The sequence below is a fragment of the Goekera deserti genome, assembly GCF_010685995.1.
Classification (GTDB): Bacteria; Actinomycetota; Actinomycetes; order Mycobacteriales; family Geodermatophilaceae; genus Goekera; species Goekera deserti.
This window is the reverse complement of sequence record NZ_JAAGWK010000012.1, coordinates 1-11,806: the sequence shown is the minus strand read 5'-3', so window position 1 is coordinate 11,806 and position 11,806 is coordinate 1. Positions and strand designations below refer to the sequence as shown.

General features: G+C 64.6%; 11 protein-coding genes. 7 read left to right on the top strand and 4 right to left on the bottom strand.

What is annotated here, in order from left to right:
* The first annotated feature begins 69 nt into the window (after nucleotides 1-69).
* Together G1H19_RS10290 and G1H19_RS10285 are read left to right on the top strand one after the other, a co-directional pair.
* Nucleotides 70-1,254, top strand: a complete 1,185-nt coding sequence (locus tag G1H19_RS10290) for an SIR2 family protein (RefSeq protein ID WP_152727580.1) — start codon at nucleotides 70-72, stop codon at nucleotides 1,252-1,254.
* A gap of 133 nt (nucleotides 1,255-1,387) precedes the next feature.
* Nucleotides 1,388-2,584, top strand: coding sequence for a hypothetical protein (locus G1H19_RS10285; protein ID WP_152727581.1), 1,197 nt, complete (start codon nucleotides 1,388-1,390; stop codon nucleotides 2,582-2,584).
* 29 nt (nucleotides 2,585-2,613) lie between these two features.
* Here the strand turns inward: G1H19_RS10285 and G1H19_RS10280 are convergent, their stop codons facing one another.
* Nucleotides 2,614-2,757, bottom strand: coding sequence for a Zn-dependent oxidoreductase (locus G1H19_RS10280; protein ID WP_152727582.1), 144 nt, complete (start codon nucleotides 2,755-2,757; stop codon nucleotides 2,614-2,616).
* Nucleotides 2,758-2,902: 145 nt separating this feature from the next.
* On the opposite strand from G1H19_RS10280, the gene G1H19_RS10275 reads away from it, so the two are divergent.
* The 4 genes from G1H19_RS10275 to G1H19_RS10260 all read left to right on the top strand — a co-directional run bounded on the left by G1H19_RS10275 (nucleotide 2,903) and on the right by G1H19_RS10260 (nucleotide 6,629).
* Nucleotides 2,903-3,622, top strand: a complete 720-nt coding sequence (locus G1H19_RS10275) for an adenylate/guanylate cyclase domain-containing protein (RefSeq protein ID WP_152727583.1) — start codon at nucleotides 2,903-2,905, stop codon at nucleotides 3,620-3,622.
* A 103-nt stretch (nucleotides 3,623-3,725) separates the two neighbouring features.
* Entirely contained in the window at nucleotides 3,726-4,451 is a 726-nt protein-coding gene (locus G1H19_RS10270; RefSeq protein ID WP_152727584.1) for an adenylate/guanylate cyclase domain-containing protein, read from the top strand.
* Between the two features lie 13 nt (nucleotides 4,452-4,464).
* A complete protein-coding gene (locus G1H19_RS10265; RefSeq protein ID WP_162392267.1) occupies nucleotides 4,465-4,959 on the top strand; it encodes a Pycsar system effector family protein in 495 nt (164 codons plus the stop codon).
* A gap of 416 nt (nucleotides 4,960-5,375) precedes the next feature.
* The gene (locus G1H19_RS10260; RefSeq protein WP_152727585.1) at nucleotides 5,376-6,629 is read left to right on the top strand and encodes a HEAT repeat domain-containing protein; all 1,254 of its coding nucleotides are present in this window, start codon (nucleotides 5,376-5,378) and stop codon (nucleotides 6,627-6,629) included.
* A 377-nt stretch (nucleotides 6,630-7,006) separates the two neighbouring features.
* Here the strand turns inward: G1H19_RS10260 and G1H19_RS10255 are convergent, their stop codons facing one another.
* Nucleotides 7,007-8,092: a hypothetical protein gene (locus G1H19_RS10255; RefSeq protein WP_152727587.1), complete on the bottom strand. Its 1,086-nt coding sequence runs from the start codon at nucleotides 8,090-8,092 to the stop codon at nucleotides 7,007-7,009.
* 181 nt (nucleotides 8,093-8,273) lie between these two features.
* Between G1H19_RS10255 and G1H19_RS10250 the strand changes: the two genes are divergently transcribed.
* Complete coding sequence (locus G1H19_RS10250; protein WP_152727588.1) at nucleotides 8,274-10,076, top strand: hypothetical protein; 1,803 nt, start codon at nucleotides 8,274-8,276, stop codon at nucleotides 10,074-10,076.
* A gap of 49 nt (nucleotides 10,077-10,125) precedes the next feature.
* Here G1H19_RS10250 and G1H19_RS10245 read toward each other — a convergent pair whose 3' ends face one another.
* Nucleotides 10,126-10,932, bottom strand: coding sequence for a DUF2971 domain-containing protein (locus G1H19_RS10245; protein ID WP_152727589.1), 807 nt, complete (start codon nucleotides 10,930-10,932; stop codon nucleotides 10,126-10,128).
* A gap of 232 nt (nucleotides 10,933-11,164) precedes the next feature.
* Nucleotides 11,165-11,806 (bottom strand): hypothetical protein (locus tag G1H19_RS22605; RefSeq protein WP_204282669.1); only part of this gene is annotated, 642 nt, incomplete at its 5' end.

Below are 11,806 nucleotides of genomic sequence, written 5' to 3'. Positions count from 1 at the left end.
AGGGCGTAGGACTTGAGCCGAGACTTCGTACTTCTAGGGGCGGGCTTCTCGAGGGCCATCAGTCCGTCCATGCCGCTACTCGCCGGACTGAGTGACCAAGTCCTCCGCGAGCTGAACCTGCCTGCCGAGACGCTCACGGCGTTTGCAGGCAACCTCGAGGAGTGGTTGTCCTTCTTATCGACGGATCAGCCATGGCTGACGGATCAGCAGAACCTGCGCAATCGCGCGCAATTCCGCGACGCCAGCGAGGCTGTCCACGCATGCATCACGCAGTGCGAAGAGGCGGCTGTCCTATCCGCTCCACCCCCGTGGCTCGAGCGCCTCGCCTGGCACTGGTGCGCCGCTAGTCCCGACATCGCGACTTACAACTACGACTTGCTTCTCGAACGCCTCACGACGCAATTGGCCTTGACGAGCACGTGGGGAGACTTGTACGGGATTTCTCTGACGGAACGCCAGGCACCTGGGGACAGCTCCTTCTTGTCTGCCTCTCGTCCTGTCAGCTCGACCTACCGCCTGTTCAAGCTCCACGGATCGATCAACTGGTTCTACGGCGGGCCGGATGCCCCGACTACTGAACGAGTGGTGCTTGCGCGCGACTCCGTCCGGTGGCTCGGATCGCCGGCAGACTCAACCGAGGCCGTGGACCGTGGGCGGCGGGCGGCGGTCCATGAGGACCTCCTGCCGCTCATCGTTCCTCCGACAGGAACGAAGGGCGTCTCCTACGGCAATCGGTCGCTCCGAGCTCAATGGCAGAAGGCTTTCGAGGCCTTGAGTTCGGCCGAATCCCTAACGATCATCGGTTACTCGTTTCCGCCGAGCGACCTGGTGGCACGCCACTTCCTGTCCAGTTCGTTGCTAGCGGTCCCGGTGGCTGTGGTGGATCGGGGAGAGCTCGCTGCCGAGGTCGTTGCGGACCTGCTTCCTCGTTCCGACGTGCAGTCGGTAACCGGGGACGATGCGGTGGCACACTACGTCGAATCGGTGTGCGGCGACGTCATCCTGTGGGGAGTTAGACATCACGAACGCGGGCGTCGCGCCTGCCTAAGGGTGAATGGCGTCGAGACGGAACTGGCGGACGACGAACGATTCGACGCGAGCCGATACCCGGGTGATTCAGACCCGGCTAGTACCTGGGCGAGGGAAGAGGCTGAGCGCCGGTATCCAGGGATCGCCAATCTGGCCCTGACGAACCACTGGCCAAGCACGGGCGACAGCACCCTCTGGCAGGGCGTCTATACCGGCCCTCGCTGAGCTCATGGCTTCCTGTCGAGAATGCTAGTCAACGTCGGAGAGGAAAGGAATGGGCGGGAGCAGGCGAGGTAATCGTAAGAGGGCACAGCCGCCTCAGGTAAGACCCGCGCCTGGCAAGCCCCTCAAGGAGCGCGTGGCCGAAGCTCTCGATCCCAATGGGTCCACGCGCGTCACGGCAGCGGCCGTGAACGCAATCGTCGGCGACCCCGTGCTTGCCGGGGTTCTGAGGGCGCAGGGCTTCGACATCGACAGTGTGGTCAAGGCGAACGCTCAGATCGACTCGATCCAAGAGGTCGCCGCCGAAGCGATCCGCGTCTTCGCCCCGCTGGGCTGGGCGCCGTCAGGGGCGATGTCGATACCGGACTACACCGAGGCACTCCGGGTGTTCGCGACCGACGGCCCGGAAGCTGCCGAGCAGATCCTGTTGGCCGCGTGGGATTCCGAGCATCGACTCCGGCGGCCCATCAAGCAGATCAGCGTCCTAGGTCTTCCTGACAAACAGTTGCACGATCCGTTCAGGCGCCGTTCGCGCTTGCTATCCAAGGCGTTCGACCACCACCAGGCCGGTGCCTACGAGGCGTCCATCCCCATCCTGCTGGCTCAGATCGAAGGCTTTGTCGTAGACGTGGCGGACGGGAAGTTGTTCTTCTCGCGCCGCGACGGCAAGAAGGCCGACGTGATTGACAGCGCGACGATCGCGACGATGGACGAGTCCTTGCAAGTGGTCCGCGACCTCTACTCAGCAGGCATGGACTACACCGACAGCACGGGTGGGATGAGCCGACACGGAGCCCTGCATGGGCGAGAACTCGGCTACGACACCCGCATCAACTCTGTGAAAGCGTTTGTGCTCCTGCAAGCGCTCGTGGAGTGGGCACAGCCCCGGATGGGGGCCAAGATTGCGGCGCGCCAGTCCGAGCAAGAGGCTGCCTCGGCTGGTTCTGACGAGGTCGATGAACGGGGGCGTCGGCTGGACCAAAGAGAGTTCGGCCCGACGCGAGAGTCGTTGCGCTGGCTTGCGATCTGCCAAATGGGCGTGTTCAGGAACACTGGACACTACGACGTGAACCGGCTCGCGATCGTCGAGTCGTCCTTCCTGAGGAAGGGCTTGCCCGCGAAACACGGCATCGAGATGCACGTCAGTTCCGACGGACAGGCATGGTGGGCCTGGCGCCGAACCGTTAGCGGGTGGTGCCTCGGGATCGGCGCTGTCGGTCCCGATCCATTGGCTCAGTGGTTCTACGACGCGGGTGCCCCACCCGCTGCCGGGCCTGACGAGGCCCCGGAGGCATGGGGCGGGGCCGCGCACGCCCTTCTGCCGAACTGGTAGGCGAGTCGCAGGCGGATCAGGGACTCAGCTCAGGCGTGGTGGGTGTCTGCAAAGTTGACCCCTGCGGAGCTCACCTCATATAGCTGCTGGCCCGCGCCCGGGCTGGGTTCAGGCAGGTCGACGACGTCCATGACCTCGGGGCCGCCGAAACGGGTGGTCTGCACAGCTCGCATGACTCGACCCTTGGTCTTCTTCCTAGTCGCGGGGGCGGGAGTGGCAGTGGGACGGGACCCTCGGCAGCGGTAGGAGGCTCGGGTGATGAAGAAGTGTCGGTGGTGCCGGTTACGTTCGGGCCCCCCGCGAAACCATGGAGACCATGTGAGCCTGAAAGACGACGTCGACAAGGCGGTCGCCGATACTTTCAGTGCCAACTGGACGACGGTGCAGCGCGCCAGCGCCGTGGACGCGGTGCCTGACCCGGACAAGATGGGCTACTCCGAAGGTGTCGTGGTGCCGTGCACTTACCTCTACGCAGACATGGCCAACTCGTCCGGCCTGCAGACCACGTCGCCGCAGGACACAGTCGCCAAGATCATGCGGGTGTTCCTCAACGTGTCCGTTCGGGTCATTCGCTCCCTGGACGGGCATGTGCGCAGTTTTGATGGTGACCGAGTCATGGGCATCTTCAGCGGGCCGGTCAAGGAGGACCGCGCTGTGAAGGCGGCTATGAGGATCAATTACGCAGTTCGGCAGCTCATCCAACCCGCGGCAAAGACACGCTTCGGGTCCCTAGCCAAGAGCGGCTGGGAGCTACAGCACGCCTGCGGAATCGCCACCGGGGAGACCCTTATGGCTCGGGCCGGTGTTCGCGGCAATGACGACATGATCTCCATCGGAGTGGCGCCGAACCTGGCTGCCAAGCTGAGTGACATCCGCGACTGGCCGCGGGCAACCTTCATCGGGTCGGGGACGTATAAGGCCCTTACAGACAGCGGCAAGCTCAGCGAGGGCAGGAATATGTGGGTGGGCCCCATCGACCTCCAAATGGGCAGCGGCACCTACAGCTACTACAAGTCGGGCTACTGGTGGAGCTTCTGACGCCAACGTAGGCGCCATCTGGCCAAGGTGGGTGCTGTGGCGGTCTCCGTCGCCGTAAGACGGTGGCAGGCGGCACGGCGGACTGACGAGGAGTGCACCCTAAATGGGCATTCACGAGGACATCCTGGGGACGATCGTCGACCAGGTGGGTCAAGAGTTCGATGTTAGGACGGGGCGTACAGTTCCGACCGATGAGACGATAACCAGCGGCCAGGCAGTGGAGCTGGAAGCAACGTATCTTTACGCCGACCTCGCAGACAGCAGCGGTTTGGCGCAGAAGGTGGACCCTCATGACGCTGCACGGGTCATCCGCGCCTATGTGAACACGGCGGTCAAGCTCATTCGGCACAAAGACGGGCATATCCGCAGCTTCGACGGCGACCGGGTGATGGGCATCTTCGTCGGTGACGACAAGGAGACTCGAGCCGGCCGAACCGCTCTGGCGATCAACGCCTATGTGGTGGCGATGCGCGGCTGGATACCTGGCGAGCTGCCGAGCGTGAAGGAGGCTGGCTGGAAAATGAGGCACGGCGTCGGCATCGACACAGGGCCGGCGCTCATCATTCGAGCTGGCATTCGCGACAACGCCGACATCGTCTCCATCGGGCAGGCGCCCAACGTGGCAGCGAAGCTAAGTGACATCCGAGACGGCCATGCGCTGCATGCAACCGAGGAGGCGTACGTGCCCATGAGTCGGGAAGTTTCGTTCAAGGGCTCCGCGCTCAAGCCGGAGGAGGCGAAGTCCAGGTGGCCTCACCGGGAGACCGTCACCGTCGGGGGGCGGACTATATCGGTGCGCGGATCCAGCTGGTACTGGGACTACGGCTGAGGATGGAGAGGTAGTGACGGATCAAGATCCGGTCGATACGGCCTGGCGCGTTCATGGGGCACTGGCGGACTGGACCGGGAAAGTGGACACCAAGGCCTCGTTCGTCCTGACCATCGAGTCCGCCCTGTTGGTGACGATCATCGCCCTTAGTAGCTCGGGCCGGCGGCTCTTCGGTCTGGACGGTGCGGCCCTGATCCTCTTCTGGTTCGGCGTGGCGAGCATTGTCCTGGGCGTCGTTGCGGTCGCCATGGTCGTCAAACCGCGGGTACGCCGGAGGGACGTCGCTCAGGAGTGGCACGACAACTACATCTTCTTCGGGCACCTGAAGTCTTGGTCACCGGCGGAGCTAGGGGAGGCCCTGTCGGAGAAGCCCGTGCTACCCGTGTTGGCGCGCCAGTTGGTCAACATGAGCAAGATCGCTTGGCGCAAGCACCTATTAGTTGAGGTGTCGCTGCTGTGCGCGGCCGTGGGAACCGTACTGGTCGCCCTCGCCGCCCTGATCCGGTAGTAACGCCCGAGAACTGTCGCTCGGCCTGTGAGGGAGCCGGCTGTTTCCGGCAATAGCGGGCTTCCGCAGCTCGTGCTGACGATCGACGCGAGATGATGCGCCTCAGGCGGTGGACTGTCAGGGCGCCCATGTCGATCGATGCGCGCGCATCTGCCGCGAGAGCCACCGCAGCTAGTACGCTCCCGCTTGACGCGGTCGAGTGACTGGGTGGTCCCATGGGCGCAGCACAGTTGCCACCCGAAGAATTAGCCGCCGCGATGCAGTCGGACTTGGCCGGCTCAAGTAGCGTCTGGAACAGTGGCGATGCTAGCGCAATAAGACGGCTAGTCGCTCTCCATGGCGACGCCATGGCAATGGCGCTCTCGCGGTCAAATGCGCACTGGCCATCAGCCCCCGCGCGGGGGGACGAGATACGCATGTGCTTCGTCAGTACGGACACGGCGGCCGAGTGTGCTGTCGCGCTATTGCGTCACTACAACACGGCACGGTTCATCGAGGAAGAACTTCCAGTGATGCAGCCGCGAATCGCCCTCCATGTCGGCGAAGTATTCAGAGGCTTACCTCCCGACGGGCCAGCGTTTAACGTATTGAGTGCCATCGAGCGAGAGGTCAACCCGGGCTCGATCTGGATGACCGAAGAATTCGCTCAGATCTGGAAGACGCAGCGACCATCCTCATCGAGGCATGGATCTACCTATATCGGGCGCTTGCGTTCGGACAAGCTCGGTCAGTGGCCCATCTACGAATTAGTGGTGGGCAAGCCTTCGCTCGCTGCAATCCCCTCCGCAAGAGTCGATCCGGTCGAGCTGGCGCTCGCTCAACTGCGGGAGTCGGAAGATAATCGTACGCAGGCAGTTGATGCCCTCGGCAGCTTAAGGGACGCCCGATCGCGAACCGCCTTGCTGAACATCGCTTCTGCTCCGGATCAGCCGTTCGGCGTCCGCGCGCGGGCCCTTCAGTCGCTTCGTAGGCAGGCAGAGCCGTACGCCGCAAGGCATTTAATCGACCGGTTCACTGCCTTCAAAGACTTCGCAACCTTGCGCCGTCTAGCAGTTGAAGCTGTCGGGCACGTAAAGGACGGTGGCAATGTCAAGTTCCTCATCGGGATAATCACGGACATTGAAGAACATCTGGAGGTTCGAGAAGCAGCACTGCTTGGCCTGCACCGATGCCCAGTGGGAAACTCGAAAAGCTCATTGACCGGCGTCTTGGGTGCGATGATCGCGGCACCCAGTCAAGATCCCCAGTTGCTGCAAGCAGCTGCCGTTGCGGCGACAGCTTTGATGCCAATAGAACAAGAATTGAGAGAGGCCCTTGCTCGGATTGTCAGCAATCCGGAGCGGCCCGCCATTACTCGTGAAGCGTGCCTCGAGTCTCTGGTTCCCCTACTGGAAGGCGAGCATCGTTTAATCGGGATCGCTGCTTCCCTTGATGAACCGGAAGCACTTCGGAGAATTGTGCTGCAAGACTTAGCCGACTCGGGGAGAGGTAAGTCGCTTGATGTGCTGAAAGAAGTGGCGGCGAATTACCTTGATCCCTTACGTAGTTTCGCGTTGCTGTTGCTGTCGGACGCACTGGCCGCGCTCCCGACGCCACGACCCGTCGAGTCAGTCCAACAGTCCGCGCACCTCCGAATCATTCAGGACCGGACAGGCTGGCGGAGCGCGTGACCCTTAGGCGTAGGCGTCAAGTTGGAGCCGCTCCTTCAGCGACTGCGCCATCCCTTTGCCGATGCTCGCCGATCAGACCGAGGCACGCCGGCAGCCGCTTGCTTCGTCGTGGACTCGTGCGGCGGTGACTGGAGTGGCTTACGCCTGGTGGGTGTCTGCAAAGTTACTCCTGCGGAGCTCACCTCGTAGAGCTGCTGACCGGGTCCCGGAGTGGGGTCGGGCAGGTCGACGACGTCCATGACTTCGGGGCCGCCGAAGCGGGTGATCTGTACAGCGCGCATGCAGGTGAGGCTAGGGCCCGCGGCCGTCGTCAACGGTGCAGGGCTGCAGCGGGAAGCGGACGACCTAAGCGACTTCTATGTGGAGTGAGCTGGGCGTCAGTCGGCGACGATGGTTCCGTTGGTCCCCGGGCCGGTCTGGGTGAGCCCGACGATGCCCTTAGAGGTCTCAACAGCCAGGCCGCGCGAAGTTTGACTCTTGTCCGAGATCGTAAGGGCCTGTCGGTAGCCAACGATCTCCCGAACGATGGCGTCCGGCGGGGGTCCGAGCACCAGCCCGGGATGCTTAGGCTTGGCCTCGTCTGGCCCCACGAAGCGGTCGGCTGCCGCGGACGCGAACACTGACGCCCACACAGTGGAGAGCATGAGGGATTCGGCGATAAGGGGCGCAGGCCGGAGGTTGAGGACCGTAACTTCCCAAGACCCAGCGTGCTCGTGGCGCGATGGGAGACGTTCGAGGAACTCAATCGCCGTTGCGTCGATGATGCTGGACGCGCTCTCGACGGTTGACAGTCGAACGTTACCGTCCGGTGGCGGGGACCCTGCTACAAAGCTGACTCGCAATTCGTTGTGCGGTCGTACGGCAAGGCCATGCTTGAGCTTGTTGTTTCCGACGTTGGCGTCGAGCCCCTCACTGACAAGTAGGTGCATGGCGCGCCGCACCCACTGCCAGTGCATCCGGACCCCGGCCTCTACGTCGGCAGGTGGATCTGAGGGCAGAGCTCGTACGTTTGTCGCAGGCATGAAGAGATTCGCTGGAACCTCGCCCTGATCCTCGAAGGCGCGGAGCGCCTGCACAAGATCATGGCCAGTGTCCCGATTACTGGCGAGCGACGGCCAGATGCTGCGGGACCCCGGCATCTTCCAGTGGGCGAGGACGGCGTGGACCATCCGCACGAGCGACTCGGCGAGGTGATGGCGGAGGGTGAAGGCGTCGAGTGCCCTCTGCAGTTCGCGTTCGGCTTCTGTCGGTTTCGTCGTGGATAGCAAGCGCTCGTCAAGGCCGTAGCTGGTCACTTGCGCAGCGAGCGCCTCGCGGTAGTCGATTGGCGTTGGTTCGCGGAGCAGATCGTCGATGCGGGCGCGCCAGTAGGAAGCAGGATTCGACTCGAAGAAGGTGTCGTCCAGGAGCGCATGCTGTTCTGGCGTCAAGTTCGACGTGTCGCTCGTCGGGTACAGCGGCATGCCCTTCCTCGTTGTTCCATGTTCCCTCACCCGATCGTTCCACTCGCGACGACGTTGGATCGACGCTCAGCAGCGCCCTCGGGCAGACGACGCGCTGCGGGCGCTCGGGCAGGGCTCTGCATTTCCTGGTGCCATATCCGGGGACGCCCCGGCGCCCCGGCGCCCCGTTAACCTTGCAGGAATGGCACGGGTTGAGTGGGCGGCTCTCGGAGGCGACGAAGTCGAGACCGTCGTCGCCGTCCTGCTCTACAACAAGTTCCCGCGTGCCGTCCGCATCCGCCCGTCCCAGGGTGACTACGGGATCGACGTCCTGGTGCCGGCAGCGGCCGGCACCGAGGCCGTTGACGTCTACCAGATCAAGAAGTTCGCGACGAACCTCTCGGCGAGTCAGAAGTCGCAGGTCGAAGAGTCGTTCCGCCGTCTCATGCTCGGCATGGTCCGGCGCGGCGTCCCCGTCGGCGACTGGTACCTCGTGATGCCGCTCGATCCGACGCTGGACAACCGCGACTGGTTCGACGCCCTGCCGGACGCCGTCATTGCCGCCATGGTCGCCGACCGGCAGCTCAAGCTGACGGACGATGAGCAGCGTCGGATCCGGGAGTGGCGCGAGGCGCCCGGCCGGATCATCGACTGGAAGGGCCTCGTCTTCTGCGAGGCACTGACCAGTGACTACTGGTTCGTGACGGACTACTACCTGCACGGCGGCCAGGAGCGGCTCCGCAACGCTGTTGCGGACGTTGCCCAGCTCCTCCGGCGCGACCTGGCGTTGCCCGCCGCAGACGACGTCGACACGACCGCCGTTCTGGCGCCGGCCGACATCCGTGAGCACCTGGGCCGACTGCAGCAGGCCCTGGACGGCGACCCGCACTTCCGCTACGGCCTCAGCCTCGACCCCGCGCCGCCACAGCTGCTGAACGAACCGGGCCTGCTGGCCGCCACGCAGGACATCCAGACCGACGGATCGTGCATCACCTACCGCATCTACGAGCGCTTCGCCGAGGCGGTCAACCTGCGACCGATTCCGATCAAGGTGGACTTCGAGTTCTCCGAGGGGACGCCGGAGCACGAGGCCTTTGAGGCCTGGCGCAAGTACGGCAAGCCGGTGACCGTGCCCGCCTCGATCGACGCGGACTTGCCCGGCGGCCTTGGCGGCCCCCTGACGCACGGCACCATCTCCATCCTGCCGCCCGGTGACGATAGCCAGTTCACCCTGCGCATGCGTGTGCAGCTGCCGGGCGGGATAGAAGGGCCGGAGCTGGCTTTCACCATGGTCTCGACGACGGGCGCCGACCAGACCGGGGTCTGGAGCCGGGGCACCGATGCCGCGGGAGTCGTGACGACCGAAGGACTCCTGGACGTCACCGGGAAGACCAGCACGATCAGCTTCTCGGTGGCACCGCTCAGCGGTCGAAACGCCGCTGAGGTGCTGCCCGCCCTGCGCTTCGTGGCGGCCCTGCGGCACCCGAACGTGCTGCAGATGGCCCCTCAGTACGGACCGTATTTCGACTTCGACCAGCTCGGCGCCGAGTGGGATTTGCTGTCACCTTTCGAGCTGCGCCTCGTCGAGGCGCTCGCGCTCCTGCAGGAGCGGACCTCGGCCCCCATCGCGGTCCCTGACCTGGCGACACTGACCGCCGAGGACTTCCAAGCTATCTTGAGCACCGCCTCGCTGATTGCGGGCCGCACGGTTGTCGGAACCTGGGCGGCCATGAGCTTTCCCCTGAACCCTGCCTTCGAGATTGACCCTGACGCCACCTACCAGCTGGCCGTGACCATGCCGTTGGCACTGACCCTCGGTGGTCGACGACTTGAGTTCGGTGCAGTCGAAGACCTGCTCCTGTCGGTGAGACTCAGCCGTAGCGATGACGGGTCGGTGCTGGCGTCAACCGCTCAGCGGAACACGGCGTACCGCCGGTTCCTGCCAGGCGTCCCCACGCCGACGCCCCCGTTCCAGATCGGCGCCCGGCCGGCGCCCGCCTCCTGAAGCTGGTCGCTCGGCGGCAGCTGGTGTTTGCCCCGCCTTGGGTCACGGCTCAAAAGGCGGGCACGAGTATGGGATGGCCGTTACTCCACCGGCATCGGGCTACTGGGAAGTCATCGGGGAGGCCGCAGTTGGACAGCCGGTATCTCAGGACGGCGTGCTCGTGATCGGGGTAGTCCATGCCGAGGACGATGGCCCTCAGGGCAGGTAGCGCCTCGACTTCCTCGTGGTCGGCGTCGCTGACGGTGACGTAGCGGTACTCGAACTCTGACGCCCAGTCGATGTCCTTCTCGAAGTACAGGTCGTCACCGTGCTGCGCGATGATCTCATCGGCGACGGCGATGCAGCCTCGCTGGAGGAGCTCCTCGACCCTAAGGCCGCGAAAGGCGTCCATCGTCCATTGCCCGTCTAGGTAGCGGACGGGCCCCTTGTGCACGCGGCCGTTGATCTGGGTGGTCATGGTCTTGTCGAGCCTCTCGTGGTCGAAGACCAAGACCGCACCACGGTGGCGTTCGGCGTACTGCTCCCACATGCGCGCACGAGCCCACCCGCGGCTGGTGCCGGAGAAGGAGTAGTCGTGTTCCGGTCGGTCCATCGTGAAGCACACGAGCTTGGCGCGCTGCCGTACAGCCGCGTCGAGGTCCTCCCAGAGTGCCTGCGCGTCGAAGCTGTTGGGGTCGAGGCCGTCTCCGAGGCTGAGGCCGGGCCGCCACGTGGCGTTCTCGCGGGGGTCGCGCATCGCCGAGTAGGGACTTAGCCAGAGCCGCTGTGAGGTCAGGATGAGCGCTAGCTTCTCGGCTCCCGTGTAGTGGAAGAGCACCGGCTCGTCGCCGGGGTCGCGAGAGCCGAAGAGCACCATGAGTAGGAGTGTCTCAGCATGACCTCGCCCGTCCCTGGCGCGCGATCAAAGCGGGAATCGCCGTCGGCTTGGCGCTGGGGCTCTAGGGAACCTCGCCACGGTGGACCTGCGCACGGCGCGATGTAGCGTTCAGCGAGCCGCGGCCTCAGAAGGTCTGGTGCGCACACCGTGGGTGGGGGCTGTCGGCCCAATCGACGTCCCCACGGCGCTTCCGCAGGCCAGTCGAAGGCGGTTAAACGAGGTCCGGGGCGCCCAGCAGCTCGCGGAGTTTGCGGTAGGTCGGCCACAGATGTGCGGCCGGCGCAGTCTCGGTTCGACCAGATCTCGGTGCCTTTTGCACCGGCAGGATCCCAACGTCCCGCCAGCTCGTGAGCACCATCCGTTCGGTCGATACGGCGACGGAATGCGCGAGACCCAACCAGTTGGCGACCAGCACGTAACCTTGATCGCACAGCTGGCGAACCCTTGTGTTTCCACTGGCGACGCCGACCTTCACTGCACCCGTTCCTGGATGGTGTAGGAGGTAGACCCGGTCGAATGCGACGAGGCATTCGTGGCAGAGACCCTGTCCTTGCTGGAGGCTGTTTGGCCGGGGATTGCAGGCGTGCCCGGCCGCGCAGATCAGCGACACCGGCGTCCTACTGCCTTCGTACCTCGCGTTAGCGGCCGGCCGGGCGCCTCTGCTGTCGACGGCTGCCCAGAAGGCTGCCTCGGCTGCCTCGGGGTCGCTGCCGGCGCACGTCCGGCAGGGCCGGCGGCCCAGTCGAAGATTGGCGGGGCGGGGCGCGCAGTGATGGCCGGCGGCGCAGATCAACGCCACCGGCGTCTCCTTGTTCTCGTACACCGCGCCGGCGGCGGGGAGCGCGCGGCATCT